Source organism: Cupriavidus sp. 22TCCZM01-5, assembly GCF_057798915.1.
Map to the genome: position 1 here is coordinate 136,972 of NZ_JBYOJR010000006.1, position 18,951 is coordinate 155,922.

The 18,951-nt window shown below is 66.6% G+C and carries 15 protein-coding genes; 4 read left to right on the forward strand and 11 right to left on the reverse strand.

What is annotated here, in order from left to right:
• Positions 1–31: 31 nt before the first annotated feature.
• From AC3FNH_RS08255 to AC3FNH_RS08275, 5 genes are read right to left on the reverse strand one after another with little or no spacing between them, the layout of a single operon-like run.
• On the reverse strand, positions 32–1,114 hold the full coding sequence (locus tag AC3FNH_RS08255; RefSeq protein WP_488719702.1) for a glycosyltransferase family 4 protein: 1,083 nt from the start codon (positions 1,112–1,114) through the stop codon (positions 32–34).
• Positions 1,111–2,370: a lipopolysaccharide biosynthesis protein gene (locus AC3FNH_RS08260; protein ID WP_488719703.1), complete on the reverse strand. Its 1,260-nt coding sequence runs from the start codon at positions 2,368–2,370 to the stop codon at positions 1,111–1,113. The genes AC3FNH_RS08255 and AC3FNH_RS08260 overlap by 4 nt, the downstream gene beginning before the upstream one ends.
• Positions 2,367–3,509: a glycosyltransferase gene (locus tag AC3FNH_RS08265; RefSeq protein WP_488719704.1), complete on the reverse strand. Its 1,143-nt coding sequence runs from the start codon at positions 3,507–3,509 to the stop codon at positions 2,367–2,369. The genes AC3FNH_RS08260 and AC3FNH_RS08265 overlap by 4 nt, the downstream gene beginning before the upstream one ends.
• A gap of 38 nt (positions 3,510–3,547) precedes the next feature.
• Positions 3,548–4,861, reverse strand: a complete 1,314-nt coding sequence (locus AC3FNH_RS08270) for an exopolysaccharide biosynthesis polyprenyl glycosylphosphotransferase (protein WP_488719705.1) — start codon at positions 4,859–4,861, stop codon at positions 3,548–3,550.
• Complete coding sequence (locus tag AC3FNH_RS08275; RefSeq protein WP_488719706.1) at positions 4,848–5,999, reverse strand: glycosyltransferase; 1,152 nt, start codon at positions 5,997–5,999, stop codon at positions 4,848–4,850. Before AC3FNH_RS08275 ends, AC3FNH_RS08270 begins: the two co-directional genes overlap by 14 nt.
• 243 nt (positions 6,000–6,242) lie before the next feature.
• Here AC3FNH_RS08275 and AC3FNH_RS08280 point away from each other — a divergent pair, with 243 nt between their 5' ends.
• The 4 genes from AC3FNH_RS08280 to AC3FNH_RS08295 all read left to right on the forward strand — a co-directional run bounded on the left by AC3FNH_RS08280 (position 6,243) and on the right by AC3FNH_RS08295 (position 10,926).
• A complete protein-coding gene (locus AC3FNH_RS08280) occupies positions 6,243–7,628 on the forward strand; it encodes a phosphomannomutase/phosphoglucomutase (protein WP_488719707.1) in 1,386 nt (461 codons plus the stop codon).
• Positions 7,609–8,706 (forward strand): lipopolysaccharide heptosyltransferase I, encoded by a 1,098-nt coding sequence (gene waaC, locus AC3FNH_RS08285; protein ID WP_488719708.1) that lies wholly within the window; start codon positions 7,609–7,611, stop codon positions 8,704–8,706. The genes AC3FNH_RS08280 and waaC overlap by 20 nt, the downstream gene beginning before the upstream one ends.
• Positions 8,706–9,995, forward strand: coding sequence for a lipid IV(A) 3-deoxy-D-manno-octulosonic acid transferase (gene waaA, locus AC3FNH_RS08290; protein WP_488719781.1), 1,290 nt, complete (start codon positions 8,706–8,708; stop codon positions 9,993–9,995). The genes waaC and waaA overlap by 1 nt, the downstream gene beginning before the upstream one ends.
• Before the next feature lie 103 nt (positions 9,996–10,098).
• Positions 10,099–10,926, forward strand: a complete 828-nt coding sequence (locus AC3FNH_RS08295; RefSeq protein WP_488719709.1) for a DUF4377 domain-containing protein — start codon at positions 10,099–10,101, stop codon at positions 10,924–10,926.
• Between the two features lie 61 nt (positions 10,927–10,987).
• Here AC3FNH_RS08295 and AC3FNH_RS08300 read toward each other — a convergent pair whose 3' ends face one another.
• The 6 genes from AC3FNH_RS08300 to AC3FNH_RS08325 form a co-directional block, all read right to left on the reverse strand.
• Positions 10,988–12,478, reverse strand: a complete 1,491-nt coding sequence (locus AC3FNH_RS08300; RefSeq protein WP_488719710.1) for a TolC family outer membrane protein — start codon at positions 12,476–12,478, stop codon at positions 10,988–10,990.
• Between the two features lie 99 nt (positions 12,479–12,577).
• Positions 12,578–12,901: a rhodanese-like domain-containing protein gene (locus AC3FNH_RS08305; protein WP_276098217.1), complete on the reverse strand. Its 324-nt coding sequence runs from the start codon at positions 12,899–12,901 to the stop codon at positions 12,578–12,580.
• Between the two features lie 13 nt (positions 12,902–12,914).
• Positions 12,915–13,568 (reverse strand): protein-L-isoaspartate O-methyltransferase family protein, encoded by a 654-nt coding sequence (locus AC3FNH_RS08310; protein ID WP_488719711.1) that lies wholly within the window; start codon positions 13,566–13,568, stop codon positions 12,915–12,917.
• Between the two features lie 117 nt (positions 13,569–13,685).
• Positions 13,686–16,910: an efflux RND transporter permease subunit gene (locus AC3FNH_RS08315; RefSeq protein ID WP_488719712.1), complete on the reverse strand. Its 3,225-nt coding sequence runs from the start codon at positions 16,908–16,910 to the stop codon at positions 13,686–13,688.
• A gap of 12 nt (positions 16,911–16,922) precedes the next feature.
• The gene (locus AC3FNH_RS08320; protein WP_488719713.1) at positions 16,923–18,056 is read right to left on the reverse strand and encodes an efflux RND transporter periplasmic adaptor subunit; all 1,134 of its coding nucleotides are present in this window, start codon (positions 18,054–18,056) and stop codon (positions 16,923–16,925) included.
• The gene (locus AC3FNH_RS08325; protein WP_488719714.1) at positions 18,053–18,874 is read right to left on the reverse strand and encodes a TetR/AcrR family transcriptional regulator; all 822 of its coding nucleotides are present in this window, start codon (positions 18,872–18,874) and stop codon (positions 18,053–18,055) included. Before AC3FNH_RS08325 ends, AC3FNH_RS08320 begins: the two co-directional genes overlap by 4 nt.
• Positions 18,875–18,951: the final 77 nt, after the last annotated feature.

Genomic DNA, 18,951 nt, shown 5'->3' on the forward strand with positions numbered 1-18,951 from the left:
GGATGGAGAGCTATTAGGACCCGCCTTCCTTTCACATTCGCCCCATCAAATTGCCCCACTTTGCAGCAATGTCCGGAAAAGCGAATGCCCTAGCCTTACCTCTTGCTGTCGCGCCAATCCGCGCAGCCTCATCCGGGTTTTGGATGAGTCGCAGCAACCCTTCAGCAAGCGACTCTGTGTTGGCAGCTGAAACGAGTAGTGCGTTTTCGCCACTTTTCAGCAATTCCTTCGGTCCGGCGTCGCAATCAGCTGAAACTATTGGTAATCCAAATGCCATAGCCTCAATAAGTACAAGCCCGAATCCCTCATACCGCGAGCTCAGGCAAAAGACCGAAGCTCTACGATAGGACTCCGCCGCATCCAGACAGATACCCGGCAAGCTGACACTGCCTTCCAGTCCGAGCTCGTCAATAAGCGCCGTCAATTCCGGCCGTTCTTCGCCTTCCCCATGGATGATAAGGTTCCAATCTGGAGCTTCGGCAGAGACTTGCTTCCACGCCTGAATCAGCACGTCAAAGCCCTTGGCATGCACCAGCCTCCCCATCGCCAGCACGGTCTTGCTTGTCCGGGGCGCCGGGTCTTCCGGGAACGGAAACGGCAGAGGATTAGGAATGGCAACCACATGACTACGTGGCCGCAGCGCTTCCTCCCACCTTAGCCTGTCCCGCTCCGTCAGCACCACGACATGCCTGCAATAACGCGCAGCCAGTCGCCGCGCAAGCTTCCGGGCCGGTTTGCCTAGGTCCTCGTCAAAGTGACAATGTTCCCAGGCAATATGCTCGACACCCAGCCCCACCGTGGCTGGCAGCGTGAAAAGCGCCAGCATGGTGTCAACTTGCACCAGTACATCGACTCCACGCTCACGACAATACCGTCGGATGCCTGCCACCGTCGCCAGATAGGCCCGCTTGAACGACGGCCGCTGCGCAAATAACGCGTCGTGCCGAACGGCGGGATGTAAGGGAAAGCAGCTCTCCTTATCCCAGAGGCTCAGAACGCTGACGGTGTAACCGCAATCGGCCAGCGCATTGGCGATGACCGCCGTCATCCGCTCGGCCCCGGCCATCGCATTCAGAGTGCCCGTCAGGAAACAAACATGGCGATTCTGACTCATGCCTTTGCCCCATGTGCCGCCGGTGTCCCCGGCAGTGGACGAAGGCAGACTGCAATGCCGAACGCAATGGCAAGCAGATTTGCCACCGCGTAACCAAGAATGGCTCCGCGCGCACCAAGGTTCGGAATCGCAATGCTATCCACAACGACGGTGGTGGCAAACACGATGCCCCATTTGAGCGCTACCAGTTGAGGCCGTCGCATGTAGATAGGCAGCAGGGTGAGCGCAACGTCCGCAAACACCAGTGAGGATGCCATTGCCGCGAGCTGAAGCAGCTCTGCTGCAGAGGCGAACGCCGAGCCGTAAAGCAAGTGGATGATCCAGTGCGCCGACGTGGCGATGATAATCCCGCCCGTGGTGCCGATCACAACCATGCCAACCGTAATGCGCAGGATATTCCGACGAGCCTGAGCCAACGTTGGCTGCGCGTAAACATAGATGGGCGCGATGCCTGCGGCAACGATGCTGGCCACTGTAACGAAGTTGTCCAGTATCTGCATGGTGGCCGCGTAGGCGCCGAACTCGGACAAGGGTACGAGAGGCTTGAGCAATAGCTGGTCCACCCGGCGCGAACCCATCATCAGCATGAAGCTCACCCAGAACAGCGTGCCGTTACTGAATAACTCTCGCACCAATCCGGGATCGGCGGCGACGCGCGCCTGGGGAGCGCGCGACAGATAGAACTGCGCCAGCAGGATTGCCGCGAGGACCGGCTCCAGCGCGATCGCCATTGCGTAGGCAGACACATTCTGGCTTCCGAACCAGAAAAGCAATCCGACACAAGCTGCCTTGACCAGCAAGGATGAGGCATTGATGACAGCGTTGGGTCGCGTGCGCGTCTGTGCTTGCATCCACGCGGTCACGATGCCGGAGGGCTCGCGCAGCAGGATTGCCATCCCTAGGATCAAGGCCGGCCACCATGTTTCAGGTCCCTGGCCGGTCACGAGCATGAAGGCGCAGATCATCAGGTACGCCAACACCCCCGCAGCTAACCTCAACCCAAACGCATGCACCACCAACCGATGCTGCGCCACCGGATCCGTATTCGCCACCAGCCGGGGAATCACCACCTCGCCACCACAGATCAGCGCCACCGACGCCGCGATATACACCACGGCCTGCGCATACTGAAAATGCGCGAATCCTTCCGGCCCGAGTCCTCGCGCCAGCATGGCGACGATGCCAATACCGCCCGCGACCTGGAGGCCGCGCTCCATCAGCATCCAGGCGAGATTGCTGGCTACCTGTCGCCTCATCGGGCTGGCTCCGGTGCCGGGTTGCAGGTAACGCCAGCCAATCCGGCATAGCAGGCCACCCATTGCCTTGCAACGGCCTCGAGGCTGAACCTGTCCAGAATGCGCTGACGGCGCGCTGACTGCTCCAGGGCAGTACCCGTGCCGTGAGCCAAGGCCCGATCCAGCGCTCCAGCCAGTGCCTCGACATTGCCACGCGGCACGATTTCCCCAGCGTAGCCAAGCAGTTCTTCCACGCCCGCCGCGTCGGTCGCGACCACGGCACAGCCACTCGCCAGGGCTTCCCCGATGACCAGCGGCATGCCTTCGATATCCGACGACAACGCAAACACGTCAGCCGCGTTCAGCAATTCCGGTACGTCATGCCGCATGCCGAGCAGCGTGACGAAATTCTCCAGCTTGTGCCGGTGGATGCTGGCTTCCAGCTCGCCTCGCATTGGGCCTTCGCCCGCGATAAACAAGCGCAAGTTCGCCCCAGATGTAGCGGTCTGCGTTTGGCGCAGCAGCCGCGCGAACGCTTCGATCAGTACATGCTGGGCTTTCTCCGGCACTAGCCGTCCGACGGTGATGGCGACTCGTGTGCTCGCATCTACCCCGAGCGCTGTGCGAGCGGCTTGCCGCCGCCCGGAATCCGGCCGGAAGAGCGAGGTGTCTATGCCGTTAGGCATGACGCGGATACGTTCCGGCGCCATCGCGCCGGCGGCGATCATGGCCTGCCGCCCAGCCTCGCTGACATGCGTGGTCAGCGCCGCCCATCGGTCGGTCAGGCGATAGGCCAGCATGCGCGCGCGTCCGCCTTCGCGGGCGCTGTGCGCGGAACACAGCACGGGCGGCGCGTCAGTCAGGGCGGCAAGCGTCCGGGCAGCGAGGTTGGCGTGCACCATATGGGCGTGAATGACGTCAGGCTCCCACTTTCGCACAAACCGATTCAATCGCCACAATGCCAAGGCAAAGGACGGCACGGTCTTGCGCATGCCAAGGTGCAGCACGGTGGCGCCATCAGGCAGCGATACCTCCTGTTCCGCCGTCAGGCTGACCACGGCCACCGCATGCCCGTCACGCAGGAACTGCCGCGCGAGCCCGGCAATCTGCTGTTCCGCGCCACCCATCTTGAGGCCAGTGCATAGCAACAGGATCCGCATGGGCCGCTGCGCGGGCATGCTTATCGATTCTTGCTGCGTCACCGCGCACCGTACCCGGTCAGGATCGTCTGCATCGTCTTCACGGCAATCAGCAGGTCCAGTGCGAACGAGCAATGCTTGACGTAGTACAGGTCGTAGCTGAGCTTGGTCACGGTCTCTTCGCGCGTGCCCACATATCCCTGCTGCACCTGCGCCCAGCCAGACAGGCCAGGCCGCACCAGGTGGCGATAGGGGTAGTAGGCAATGGTGCGCTCGAAATCCTCCACCATCGGAATCTGTTCCGGGCGCGGACCGATCAGGCTCATGTCGCCTGTCAGCACGTTCCATAGCTGCGGGATTTCATCCAACCGGTACTTGCGGATGAACCGCCCGACGCGCGTCACGCGGGGGTCCTTGCGTGCCGCGAACTGCGCGCTGCCCGAGTTGTCCACAGCCATGCTGCGGAACTTGAACATGGTGAAGGGCTTGCCCAGCAGCCCCGCCCGCACCTGGCGGAAAAGGGCCGGTCCCGGCGATTCCAGGCGGATGGCCACTGCCACGGCCAGTGCGAGCGGCAGCGCTAGCGGCGCCAGGCACAGCACCGTGCCGATATCGATGACGCGCTTCAGGTAGCCATAGAAGTAATGCGCCGCGTAATCGTCCAGGAAATTCTCGTCGATATGCGCCAGTCCGACCCGGCCGGTCAGCATCTCGCCGACGCGCTCGACTGAATAAATGCGGACATGGCTGAGCTTGAACTGCGCCAGTGCGCGGGTGCGTTCGGGGTCGGCGGCGGCGTTGCGATCGAGCATCAGGCCGTCGCAATTCACTGCTTCTGCGAGCGAGCTGATGGGCTGGAAGCGGGTGCGGCCGGCGGGCGCGGCACCGGGCATGGCTAGCACGGCTTCGAGTTGCGCCAGCGCGGCTGCGTCCGTGTAGCCAAAGACCGGTACATAGTTGCGCACGAAATGCCGGTAGCCAAACCAGAGCCAGGCGAGCGTGGTGAAGTACGCCAGCAAGAACGCGCCGCGCGAGTACTCGATATGGAAGCCGGCAAATACGAACAGCAAGGCCGCGAAGGGCAGGGTGGCGGCCAGGCCTGCCAGGCTATTGCCTTCCATGGCGGGCAGGTGCAGGGAGCGGTGCAGCAGGATGAAAGCCGCCAGGTACGGGGCGATCGACCAGAGCAGCGTGCGATTGAACACGTAGGTCACGAAGCCGGCGCGCTGTGCCAGTTCGGCGAGGGCGATGTTCATGCCGAACAGCAGCAGCCCGAGCAGGGCCCAGGCCAGCATGCGGCTGGCGCGGCGGATGGTTTCGGAGCCTGTGGCGCGGGCGACTGCTGGCCGGCGCAGGCTGTCAGTTTTGTGCATGGCGTTGTCGTGCGGACGCCCGGTAGCGCGGCGCGCTGGCGAGCGTGTCCTGATAGACGGCCCAGGTGGCCTGGATCATGCGCGCCAGGCCAAACTGCTGCTCCCAGCGCTGGCGCGCCAGGCGGCCAAGCGCCTCGCGCCGCGGCGCGTCGGCGGCCAGGGCTTGCAGCGCGCGCGCCAGGGTTTGCGGCTGCTTGTCTTCCAGCAGGATGCCACAGCGGCCGTCGTCGAGCTGCTCGCGAATGCCGGGCAAATCGCTGGCGATGACGGGCAGGCCTGCCCGCATGGCCTCCAGCACCGACAGTGGCAATGCCTCATGGTCTGAAACCAGCACAAAGATCTGCGAGGAGGCCAGCAGGCCCGGGACGTCATGGATACTGCCCGGCAAGGCCACCTGCGCAGGTGTCATGGCTTGCGCCCGCGCCCGGATGGCGGGCAGCTGCGGCCCTTCGCCGGCGATGACCAGTTCACACTGGGCAAGCCCCGTCTGCCCGAACGCTTCCAGCAGGACGTCAGGCCGCTTAGGGTGCGCAAAGCGCGCAACCATGGCGATTCGGCGCAGCGGCGCGCCCGGACGGGCACGCTCCGCCACGTCTGCCAGCCCATTGCGGATGACGCTGACGCGCGAACCGGCGATCGGCAGGCTGCGAGCCAGTTCACGTTCTCCATCCGCCACGCAGATCAGTCGGGTGGTCAAGGGCGCGAGCAGCCATTCCGTCACGCGCGCCGCCAGGCGCTGGCGCCAGGGCGCGGCCGGCTTGAAGGCGAAGCCGTGTACGGTGTAGATCACAGGAATCCCCAGTACCTTGCCGGCCACGCGCCCGAGCGCACCTGCTTTGGCGCTGTGGGCATGGATGATGTCGGGTGCAACCTGGCGCAGTGCGGTATTCAGCTCCCTGAGGGCCTGAACCGCGCGCACCGGAGAGAGGGCGTTGTCCAGCATGTGCAAGCGTATTGCCGGAATGCCGGCCGCTTGCGCGCTCGCGAACAGGTGCCCGTCGCCGCCTGCCAGCAGGGTGACATCAGCGTGCTGGCGCATAGCTTGCATCAGGTCTGCCACATGCGCCTGCGCCCCGCCGATCTCCGAATTGGTGATCAGGTAGGCAATGTGCGGGCGGTGGGCGGATGTGGCTGACAAAGGATTCCGGGCAGACGGGAACGGGATTGCCGTGTCGAAAGGCAGATAAGGCTGGCCGCGCCGGGGTGCCCCATCAGCAAGAGCGATAACGCCGCCGAACGGCAGAACGGCGCCCATTCCGGGGCGGCGGCGTGATTATAGCGCCGGCTATCCTCGCGATCCGGCAAAATAACACCTTTGGCGCGACGAGCGTCCCGCAAGCCGGGACGGCACCGGGCAGCAGAATCTCTAACTGGAACCCCTATGCAAATCGATCCCAGCATCTTCAAAGCCTATGACATCCGCGGCATCGTCGGTAAGACGCTGACCCGCGACGTGGCCCGCCTGATCGGCCAGTCATTCGGTTCCGCGGCAGCCGAAGCCGGCGAGAAGGCCGTCGTGGTCGGCCGCGATGGCCGTCTCTCGGGCCCTGACCTCATCGGCGGCCTGGTCGAAGGCCTGCGCGCCGCGGGCATGGACGTGATCGACCTCGGCATGGTTGCCACGCCGATGGTCTATTTCGGCACGAATATCGAGCTGGATGGCGTAAAAGCCACTTCCGGCATCATGGTCACCGGCAGCCACAACCCGCCGGACTACAACGGCTTCAAGATGGTCCTGGCCGGCAAGGCGATCTTCGGCGAGCAGATCCAGGCCTTGCGCCAGCGCATCGAAGCGGGCAATTTCACCAGCGGCGCTGGCGGCTACCGCCAGTACGATGTGCGTCAGCAGTACCTCGACCGCATCACCAGCGACGTGAAACTGGCCCGCCCGATGAAGATTGCGCTGGATGCCGGCAATGGCGTGGCTGGCGCCTTCGTAGGCGACCTGTTCCGCGGCCTGGGCTGCGAGGTCACCGAGCTGTTCTGCGAGGTGGATGGCAACTTCCCCAACCACCACCCCGATCCCGCTCATGTGGAGAACCTGCAGGACCTGATGCGGTGCCTGCGCGACACCGACTGCGAGCTGGGCCTGGCCTTCGACGGCGACGGCGACCGCCTCGGCGTGGTGACCAAGGACGGCCAGGTCATCTTCCCGGACCGCCAGCTGATGCTGTTCGCCGAGGAAATCCTCGGCCGCAACCCGGGCGCGCAGGTGATCTATGACGTCAAGTGCACTGGCAAGCTGGCCCCGTGGATCCGCCAGCACGGCGGCGAGCCGCTGATGTGGAAGACCGGCCACTCGCTGGTCAAGGCCAAGCTGAAGGAAACCGGGGCACCCATCGCCGGCGAGATGAGCGGCCACGTGTTCTTCAAGGATCGCTGGTACGGCTTCGACGACGGCCTGTACACCGGTGCACGCCTGCTGGAAATCCTGTCGCGCCATGCCGACCCGAGCGCCGTGCTGAACGCGCTGCCCAACGCCAACAACACGCCCGAACTGCAGCTCAAGTGCGCGGAAGGCGAACCGTTCACGCTGCTCGACAAGATCAAGGCGAATGCGAAGTTCGACGGCGCGCGCGAGGTGATCACCATCGACGGCGTACGCGTGGAGTATCCCGACGGGTTCGGCCTGGCACGTCCGTCCAACACCACGCCGGTCGTGGTGATGCGCTTCGAGGCTGACAACGACGCGGCGCTGGCCCGCATCCAGGCTGAATTCAAGCGTGTGATCCTGGCCGAAAAGCCTGATGCCAATCTCCCGTTCTGAACAGATGCGTGAGGCAATGGCCGCTCCGGCGGCACCGCAGGCCGTGACGCAGGCGGTGCCGTTCGTATTGCCGGCCAATCCGCGCATCCTGGTAGTCAAGGTCTCGTCGCTGGGCGATGTCGTTCACAATATGCCGCTGATCCACGATCTGCGCGCGCGCTGGCCGGGCGCGCAGATCGATTGGGTGGTGGAGGAGGGCTACGTTGACCTCGTGCGCCTGCTGCCCGACGTAGCGCGCGTGATCCCGTTTGCGCTGCGGCGCTGGCGCAAGCGCTTCTGGCAACCCGCCATCTGGCATGAGATCGGTGAGATTCGCGATGCGCTGCGCGCGCAGCGCTATGACGCCGTGATCGAGAGCCAGGGGTTGCTGAAGACCGCGGTGGTCGCGCGCGTGGCCGCGCGGGCTGCCGGCGCGCCGGTCATCGGCCTTGGCAACCGCACGCAGGGTTCCGGCTATGAGCCGGCTGCACGCTTGCTGTACACCGATCCCGTCCGCGTTCCGCGCCAGGCGCACTCTGTACGCCGTTCGCGCCTGCTTGGCGCCGCCCTCACCGGCATGGCTCCGACCGAGCCGCCAAGGTTTTTCGGCGAGTCGGCGCAATCGCTCCATGTCGATGATCCAATCTGGGCGCAATTGCCGGCGCGCTACGCAGTGTGCTTCCACGCCACCGCCGGCGCGAAGAAGAAATGGCCGGTAACCAGCTGGCACGCGCTCGGCCAGCGCCTGCAGGCGGATGGCCTGACCATGCTGCTGCCCTGGGGCAACGATGCGGAGCGCCGCGCGGCACAGGAGATCGCAGCCGGTGTGCCTGGCGCGCAGGTGCTGCCGCGCTTCTCCGTGATGCAGGGCTTCGGGCTGATCAATCGCGCCGAGGTGGTCATCGGGGTAGACACCGGGCTGGTCCATATCGCTGCGGCGCTGTGCCGGCCGACCGTGGAAATCTATACCGCCACCTGGCGCTGGAAGACCGAGGGGTACTGGTCCGAGCGGATCGCCAACGTGGGCGACGACGGCGTCGTGCCCACGGTCGATGAAGTCTGGCAGGCGGCCAGCCGCGTACGCGGAGCTGGCCGATGATGCTGCGCGTCCTGTACAGCCTGCTATGGATCGTCATCCTGCCGCTGGCGTTGTTGCGGCTCTACTGGCGCGGGCGCAAGGAGCCAGGCTATGTCCGCAACGTCGGCGAGCGGCTCGGCGCCTACGGCCATCTGCCCGCGCCAGGCCCATGGCTGTGGGTGCACGCGGTTTCCGTGGGCGAGACGCGCGCGGCGCAGCCGCTCGTCGAGGCCTTGCTGGGCGCCTATCCGACGCACCGGCTGCTGCTCACGCACATGACCCCTACGGGGCGTCAGACTGGCGCGCAACTGTTCGGCAAGGAGCCGCGCGTGCTCCAGTGCTACCTGCCCTACGACTTGCCCTGGCTCGTGAGCCGGTTCTTGCGGTATTTCCGGCCGGCGGCGGGCATGCTGATGGAAACCGAGGTGTGGCCCAACCTTGTGCACGGCGCGCGCCGTGCCGGCGTGCCGCTGTTCCTCGTCAATGCACGCCTGTCGCCGCGCAGCTTCCGCCGCACGGCGCGCTTCGGACGCGCAGCGGCAGCCATGTACGCGGACTTTGCCGGCGTGCTGGCGCAGACCAGCGGCGATGCCGAGCGTTTCCAGGCCCTCGGCCTCGATACGGTACAGATCACCGGCAACCTCAAGTTCGACATGCAGCCGGCACCGGCTGGTATCGAGCGCGGCCATCGTCTGCGCCAGGCGTTCGGCAGTCGTGCCGTGCTGGCGGCCGCCAGCACGCGGGAGGGTGAGGAACCGTTTCTGCTGGATGCACTGTCGCGCTGGCCGCGGCTTGGTGGCGACACGCCAAGACCGGCCTTGCTGCTGATACCGCGCCATCCGCAACGCTTTGACGAAGTGGCGGCCATGGCGGAGCGAGCAGGCTTCTCGGTCCAGCGCCGCAGTGCGATGGATATCGACCACCTTGCCGCGCCGATCACCGCCGACATCGTGCTGGGCGATTCGATGGGCGAGATGGCCATGTACTTCGCCGCATCGGACCTGGCCTTTGTGGGCGGCAGCCTGTTGCCGCTGGGCGGGCAAAACCTGATCGAGTCCTGCGCCGTGGGCACGCCGGTGCTGGTTGGCCCGCATACCTTCAACTTTGCGCAGGCAACGGAAGATGCCATCGACGCCGGTGCATGCCGGCGCGTGGCGAACGCCGAAGAGTTGATGCAGGCCGCGGCCCGCTTGCTCGCCGATGCCACCGCGCTGACGGACATGCGCGCACATGCACGCACGTTCGCGGGAGTGCACCGCGGGGCTACGCTGCGGACGCTGGCGGCGCTGGCGCCTGCGCTGGGTGCCTGAGCCGATCGGGAATTCGTGGCAAGGCCCCAGGCTCTAAGGGGCATTGACCTGGCGCGCCCGGCAGTCGGACTGCCTGGCTCGCCTCATGACAGGAGCCGAACCCATGCAGACACTGACCCGTGATACCTGCCGCCGGATTGCCCGGCGCGGGGCAGCCGCCGCCATCCTGGCAGGTGCCCTGGGCGCGTGCGCGACCGGGCCTGCGCCTGACTCCACCGGCGCCACCACCGCCCTAAACCAGACCCAGTCCTCCGGCCCGAGCCGCTGGGAACTGGTGCGCTGGCAGCAGCCCGACGGCACGTTGCGCGACATCCCGCATGGCGACAACGGCCAGCCCATCATCTTCGAGTTCAGCGCCGGCATCGACGCCGCGCAGGGCACGGTCAGCGGCACCAGCGGCTGCAACCGCTTTACCGGCAGCTACGGCAAGACCGATACCGGCATCCGCTTCGACCACGTCGCCGGTACGCGGATGGCCTGCCCGCCGCCGCGCATGGAGCTGGAGTCGGCCTTGCTCAAGGCCATGCAGACCCCGTTCCTGACGGTTGGCACGCAGCCGACGGCGGGTTCCACGGGGCGCCAGATCATCTGGAAGACCGCCAGCGAAGACCTGCTGCAGTTCGTCGAGCGTGAGGGTGTCGGCCAGCGTGGCGCGCGCATCGACGCCGCGGGCAGCGTCGAGAAGACCGTCTATATCGATTCCCAGCGCGTGGAATGCAGCGGCGTGGGCCGCATGACCTGCTACCGCTGGCGCGAGTCGCCGGAGGCGCCGTGGCAGCTCTGGTATGGGCCGATCGAGGGCCTGGATTTCGAGCCGGGGGTGTCGTACAAGCTGCGCGTGCGCGAGTACAAGGTGCCCAACCCGCCTGCGGATGCCGCTTCGATCCGCTGGCAATTGCTCGGCGTGGAGTCGCGCACGCGCGCGAACTAGGGTCAGCGCATAAGCAAAACGGGCCGCATTGCGGCCCGTTTTGCGTTGTCCAGCATGTCCGTCAGGAGCGGGGCGTGCCGCTTGCCAGCGCCTCACGCCGGCCGCCGCCGCGAGCAGACGCCGCGGGCGCGGGCGTCGCCACCGCACCGACCTTGGCCTTTTGCGGCAACTGGTACATGGCCCCCGGTGCCGACGTCAGCAGCGTGTTGATCTGGACGATATCGTCTTCCTTCAGCGCGCCCGTCGATGCCTTCAGCCGCAGGCCGTTCATGATCGTGTCATAGCGCGCCTTGGCCAGGTTGGCGCGAGTCTGGAACAGCTGCGCCTCGGCATTGAGCACATCGATGTTGATGCGCACGCCAACCTCGTAACCGAGCTGGTTCGATTCCACCGCGCTCTGGGCCGAACGCTCCGCCGCTTCCAGCGCCTTGACCTGCGCCAGGCCGTTGGAGACGCCCGAATAGCTCTGGCGCGCGCCCTGCGCGGCAGTGCGGCGCGCGAATTCCAGGTCGCTGGCGGCCTTGTCGGCCAGCGCCAGCGTTTCACGCACGCGCGACTGGATCTGGCCGCCCGCGAAGATCGGCATGCTCAGCTGCACGCCGATCTGCGAGGCGTTGTAGTGCGTGGAGATCGTCTGCGTGGCGCTGCCGGTCTGGTTGGTGAAGCCGTAGGAAGCCACCAGGTCCACGGACGGCAGGTGTGCGGCGCGCGCCTTGTTGGTTTCGCGCTGCGCGGTTTCCAGGTTGTAGTTGGCCAGGCCCACCTGCAGGTTGCTGGCCTCGGCCTGCGCCGCCCAGGCGTTGGCGTCGGCCGGGATCGGCGCGGGCAGCGCGGCCTCCGGCCGCAACCCGAGCAGTTCGTCGACGGGCTTGCCGGTGATCTGCTGCAGGTTGGCGCGGGCGACTTCCAGCGCGCTCTGCGCGGCGATCTCGGTCGAGGTGGCCAGGTCGTAGCGGGCCTGGGCGTCGTTGGCGTCGGTGATGGTGGCGGTGCCCACCTCGAAATTGCGCTTGGCCTGGGCGAGCTGCTCGCCGATGGCCTTCTTCTGCGCGCCGGCCAGATAGAGGTTGTCCTGGGCCGTGAGCACGTCGAAGTAAGCCTGCGAGGACCGGGTGATCAGGTCGAGCTGCGCCTGCTGGAACGTGACTTCGCCCGCCATCGCGGCCAGCTCGCCCTGCTTGTAGGTTTCCCAGCGGTCCCAGCGGAACAGCGGCTGGCTCAGCTGCAGGGCCCAGCTGTTGTTGTCGAAGAAGCGTACCCCCGAGGCAGTGGGCAGACCCGGCGCCAGCGCCGCAGTCTGGTCCAGCCTGGTGCGGTTGGCGCCTGCCGTGCCGGTGACCAGCGGCAGCAGCCCGGCCCGGCCCTGCGGCAGCTTCTCGCGCGTGGCCAGCAACTGGGATCGCGCGCTGGCGAACTGGGCGTCATTGGACTGGGCGTCGCGGTAGACCTGCAGCAGGTCGGCAGCCGTGGCCGGCATTTGCAGCAGCGCATACAAGGACAGCGCTATAGCCAGCCGCGTCTTGCCGGACACGGCGAAAGGCGCAAACGTCATCACATCTCCAGGTTGCCGGCACAGGCGCGGCCAACAGTCGTTTTCTTGTTCGGGTTTGACTTCGCGGGCGGGCCGGCAAACTGGGTCGCGCAGCCTCTCTCAGTACTTCGGCATGGCCGGATCCACTTCGCTCGCCCAGGCGTCGACGCCGCCGGTGAGGTTGTAGACCTTGGCATAGCCTTGGCGTTCGAGATACGCGGCTACCTGCATGCTGCGCATGCCGTGGTGGCAGATGCAGACGATGTCCGCGTCTTCGTCGAGTTCGGCAGCGCGCGCCGGAATGTCGCGCATCGGGATATGGGTGATGCCCGGCATGGCGCAGGTCTGCACCTCCCAGGGCTCGCGCACATCGAGCAGGACCGGCCTGGCGCGGCTGGCATCCGCCAGCCACTGGGCCAGTTCGGCAGCTTGAATGACCTGCATGGCGGCTGTGTCCTCAGAAACGGAACTGCGACGGCTGGGCCGCGCCGACCAGCGGCTTGACCGCGGTCTCGAACAGGTTCAGCACCTGGTATTCGGTTTCGGACAGGCGCGTGATCAGGCGTGCTTCCATCACCGGCAGCGTGCCGACGAAGGCCGCGATACGGCCGCCCACCTTGACCTGCGACAGGATCGACTGCGGGATGGCCGGCAGCGAGCCGGAGATGCAGATCACGTCGTACGGCGCGGCGGCGGTCCAGCCGTCGGCGGCGTTGCCTTCGGCCACGTCGACATTGGTGACGCCGGCGCCGGCCAGGTTCTGGCGGGCCAGGGTCACGAGTTCCGGCATGATATCCACGGTCAGCACATGGCGCGCGCGGTTGGCCAGCAGCGCGGCCATGTAGCCGGAGCCGGCGCCGATTTCGAGCACGTTCTCATGCTTGCGCACGGCCAGTTCCTGCAGGATGCGGGCTTCCACGCGCGGAGGCAGCATGTTCTGGCCGCCCGCCAGCGGAATCTCCATGTCGACAAAGGCCAGGCCCTTGTAGGCCGCGGGAACGAATTCCTCGCGCTTGACCACCGCCAGCAGGTCCAGGATTTCCTGGTCCAGCACATCCCACGGGCGGATTTGCTGTTCGATCATGTTGAATCGGGCTTTTTCGAGATCCATCTTGCCATTCCTTACCAATGCCAACCGCTATGTGGGTGCTTGTGTCCGGGCCGCGCGGTGCCACGGCCGGGCAGTCTTGTCAAACCTGGTATTTTAACCCTCCGTGCGCGGTCCGGCTCATTCGGCGCTCCGATGTTGTGCCACGGCCTCCGCGTCGGTCCCGGCGGGCGAAGTGGCCGCCACGGCCGCCACGGCCGGCTTGCCTTGCCAGCGCCGCCGCAGCCACGTTGCGAAATCATCAAGGTACGTATAGATCACAGGTACCACCACGAGCGTCAGGATCGACGACGTGATGATGCCGCCGATCACCGTCTGGCCCATCGGCGCGCGCTGCTCGGCGCCTTCGCCGAGGCTGAAGGCCAGCGGCACCATGCCGAAGATCATGGCCAGCGTGGTCATCAGGATCGGGCGCAGGCGCACGCGCGCGGCCTCGACCAGGGCGGCTTCGCGCGAGAGCGGCGCATGGCCGTCGGCGCCGTCCACATGCCCGCGCCGGGCCTGGTTGGCAAAGTCCACCAGCAGGATCGCGTTCTTGGTGACCAGCCCCATCAGCATGATGAAGCCGATGATCGAGAACATGTTCAGCGTCGAGCGGAACAGCAGCAGCGCCGCGAACACGCCGATCAGCGTGAGCGGCAGCGAGGTCATGATGGCGATCGGCTGGAAGAAGCTGGCGAACTGCGAGGCCAGGATCATGTAGATGAAGATCACGGCGAGCGCCAGCGCCGAGACTGCATAGCCGAAGGACTCGTTCATCGACTTGGTGGAGCCGCCAAAACGGTACTTGTAGCCGGCTGGCCAGGTCATGCCCTCGAGCGCTGCCTTGACGTCGCGCGCCACCTCGCCCGCGGAACGTCCGGCGGTGTTGGCAGTCAGCTCGACCTCGCGGTTCAGGTCGCGGCGGCTGATCTGGTTGGCGCCCGTGGTCGGCACCAGGTCGGCCACCTGCCGCAGCGGCACCATCTTCGGCGTGCCGTCGGGGTTGGTCTGGCTGCTGGCGATCATCAGCGCATTGAGGTCCGCCAGCCCCGTGCGCGCATCGCGCGGCAGCCGCACGCGCACGTCGTAGTTCTGGTCATCGGGCGCGCGCCACGAACTGATGGCATCGCCCGCGAGCAGCGGCCGCAGCGCATTGCCGATCTGCGCGACGCCCACGCCCAGGTCGGAGGCCAGCTCGCGGCGGATGCGCACCTCGATGGTGGGGCGGTCGTCCTTCATGCTCGAATCCAGGTCCGCCAGGCCTCGAATGGCCAGCATGCGGCGGCTGGCCTCCTGCGACAGCCGCCGCAGCTCGTTCAGGTCATCGCCCTGGATCGACACCTGGATCGCCTTCTGGCCGCCCGCGCCGTCGGGCATGCCGACCATGGTCAGCGTGATGCCGGCAATGCCGCCCAGGCGCTCCCGGATCTTCGGGTTGAGCTGCACGGTGGACAGCTTGCGCGCGCGGCGATCGACCAGCCGCACCGACACCAGCGCGTTGTTGCGCCCGGACGTATTGCCGGAATTGATCGTCGCGTAGGTATAGGCAACCTCGGGGAAAGACTTGAGCGCGGCTTCGACCTGGCGCACCTTGGCCTCGGTGACCTCAATCGACGTGCCGACCGGCGTGGTGAAGCCGACCTGTGTCTCGCCAAGGTCGGCGGCGGGCACGAATTCCGTGCCGATCAGCGGCACCAGCGCAAAGCTGCCGAAGAAGGTGACGATCGCGATCAGCGTGGTGGCCAGCCGGTGCCTGAGCGCCCAGCCCAGCATGCCGGCATAGCCATGGCCGAGAGCATCCATGCGCGCGGAGAACCAGTCCAGCAGCCGGCCCACGGTGCGGCCGTACCAGCTGGTCTTGTTGCCGGTGCCGTGCAGGTCGGGGTCATGCCAGACAGAGGACAGCATCGGGTCCAGCGTGAACGACACGAACATCGAGATCAGCACGGCCGCCACCACGGTGATGCCGAACTGGTGGAAGAAGCGCCCGATGATGCCGCCCATGAAACCCACCGGCAGGAACACCGCGACGATCGAGAACGTCGTGGCCAGTACCGCGAGGCCGATCTCGGCGGTGCCGTCCAGTGCCGAGGTGCGGTGATCCTTGCCCATCAGGTTGTGGCGCACAATGTTCTCGCGCACCACGATGGCATCGTCGATCAGCAGGCCCACGCACAGCGACAGCGCCATCAGCGTGATCACGTTGAGCGTGAAGCCGCACAGGTACATCACGCCGAAGGTGCCGATCAGCGCGATCGGCAGCGTCAGGCCCGTGATCACCGTGCTGCGCCACGAGCCCAGGAACAGGAAGACGATCGCCACGGTCAGCAGCGCGCCTTCGAGCAGCGTGGAGCGCACCTCTTTCACGCTGCTGCGGATGCCGCGCGCGGTGTCGTTGACCACGGTAAGCTGCACGCCCGCGGGCACCAGCTTGCGAACTTCATCGGCCATGCGCACCAGGCCATCGACGGTATCCACCGTGTTCTGGCCCTGCGCCTTGACCACGGACAGGAAGAGGGCGCGCTTGCCGTCTAGCAGCGCCAGGCTTTCCTGCTCCTCCTGGCCGTCGCGCACGTCGGCGATCTCACCGAGCGTGACCGGCTGGCCCGCGCGGCGCGCGACGATGATGCGGCGGAAGGCGTCGGGCGTGGCCACGCGGCCCTTGACCTGCACCACGGTTTCGGTCGCGGACGAGCGCAGTTCTCCGGCCGGCAGCTCCTGGTTCTCGCTGCGGATCGCATTCATGACCTGGTCGATGCCGATGCCGAGCGCTTCGAGCTGCGCCGGGCGGATGCGGATCTCCACCTCGCGCTTGGTGCCGCCGACGATGTTGATCGCGCCCACGCCGCGCACGGTCTCGAGCCGCTTGCGCACGATCTGGTCGGCAATGGTGGTCAGCTCGCGCTGGCTGCGCTGCGCACCGGGCGCGTTCGAGACGGAGAGATAGAAGATCGGCGCGTCGGTGGGGTCGTAGCGCAGCACGCGCGGCTCTTTGACTTCGTCGCGCAGCTGCGGGCGGATCAGCGCCAGCTTGTCGCGCACGTCCTGCGCGGCCTGGCCGACGTCGACGCTCAGGTCGAACTTGACCACGACCACGGAGGTGCCCTGGTAGGAATGCGAGAAGATCTCGTCAATGCCCGAGATCGTGTTGACGATCTCCTCGACCTTGCGCGTGACGTCGGACTCGACCGATTCCGGCGCGGCGCCCGGGTATTCGGTCTGCACCACCACCACCGGGAAGGTGATGTCGGGGAACTGGTCCACCGGCAGGCGCTGGTAGGAGAACAGGCCCACCACGATGAAGGCCAGCATCATCATGGTGGCCAGCACGGGGTTCTGGATCGACAGGCGGGTGAACCACATGGCGCGTCGTCCTCAGGCCTCAGGCCTCAGGTCCTTCACGCGGCGCACCTGGCTGCCGCTGCGCAGCGTGCCCAGGTTGTTGCGCACGATCTCGGCTCCGGCGGCCAGCCCCGAGATGATCTCGACCATGCCGCTGCCTTCGTCGCGCACGCCGGTCTGCACGGCGCGCTCGGCCAGCATGCCGTTCTCGACCACGTAGACAAAGGCGCGTTCGCCGTCGCTGCGCACGGCCGAGACCGGCACGGACACCACGCCGCTGCGCTCGCCCAGCACCAGCGCGCCGCGCGCGAACATGCCGGCGCGCAGCTTGCCCTCGCCGTTCTGCACGCGCACATAGACCATGATGCTGCGCGTACCCTGGCTGACAGCGGGATTGATGCGCACGAGCGCGCCAGCGAATTGCCCCGCGCCTTCCACATTCAGCCGCACCGACTGGCCCACCGACGCGCGCGCCACGTCAGCCATCGGAACGGGCGCTTCCAGTTCCAGCACGCGCAGGTCGACCAGGTCGATCAGGCGTGTGTCGGGCGATACTTTTTCCCCGGGCTGCACCGCGCGCGCGGCGACCATGCCGTCGAGCGGGGCCTTGACCACGGTATCGTTCAATGCCTTCTGCGCCACGGCCAGCCCGCCCTGGGCGGCATCGAGGTTGGCGCGCGCCACATCGAGGTTGGACTGGTAGTTGTCGAACGCGGTCTTCGAGATAAAGCCCTTGCCGACCAGCTCGCGGTTGCGCTCCCAGGTCTGGCGCGAGTTCTCGAACTGGCCGCGTGCCGCCAGCATCTGGCCGCGTGCCTGCGCGACCTTGGCCTCGTACTCGGTCGGGTCGATGCGCACGATGACCTGTCCCGCGCGCACGGCCTCGCCTTCGCGTACGAGCACCTGCTGCACCTCGCCCGAGACCTTGGCCTTGACCGAGGCCTGGTTCAGCGCGCGCAGGCTGCCCGACAGGGGCAGCGCGACCTGCAGGTCATGCGTGCCAGCCAGCACCAGATCGGACTGCAGGAACTCCACCACGGAAGGCGCAGCGGCCTGCGCCGACGCCTGCGCCCGGCGCGTGCTGCTGGCCTTGCGTACCGCGGCGGTGGCGCTGAGCACAGCCACCGCGCCCAGTACGGCAATCAGGATCTTCGTGTTTCGCTTCATGTCTCGTCTTCTTGTGCGGCGCCTGTGGCTGCCGTCGTGTCCGGCTCGCCGGCGCCCTGCGCCAGCTGCTGGGCCTGCATCTCGTCGCGGATCTTTTCCCAGACGTAGGGTCCGGACTTCGGCGGCAGCGGGCGGTCGCGCGCCTCGCCCGTCGTCAGGCCGAACAGCAGCATTTCGAGCAGGTTGTCGAGGTAGGCATCCGGGTCGATTTCCTTGTGCGCGTAGAGGCCGAACGCACGCTGCCAGAGCATCAGGAACACCAGCGGCGCACAGACCAGCGTGGTGGCCGGATTCGCGGGCAGGGCCCGGAACTCGCCGCGCTCGACGCCGCGCGCCAGCACGCGCGCGAACAACTCGTCGCCGGGCACCATCACTTCTTCCTGGTAGAAGCGCGCGATGTCCGGGAAGTTGCCCGACTCCGCCATGATCAGCTTGGTCAGTCCCGCCACCGGCGTGGCGCCGATCAGTCCCCACCAGCCGCGCAGCAGCTCGCGCAGCAACTCCGGGGTCGAGCCCTCGAAGCGGTCGACCAGGTCCGTGCCGCGCGCCAGGGCCGGCACCAGGTTCTCGCGCACCACGGTCTTGAACAGCTCTTCCTTGTTGGCGAAGTAGAGGTACACCGTCCCCTTGGAGACGCCCGCGGCCGCGGCCACGTCTTCCAGTCGCGTGGCGGCATAGCCGCGCGCCACGAACAAGTCGAGCGCGGCGGCGACCAGTTCCTGCGGGCGGGCGGCCTTGCGCCGGCTCCAACGCGGGACTTCGGCGTCTTTGGGGGAGGCGGGGCGGTCGATCACGGGGGTCTTGCCAGGTATTGCCATGGTGACGAGCAGCGGGGGGCGGATATTAATAACTTATGGGTCAGTAATGTAGGGCGGGTTCGCGGCAGGGGTCAACC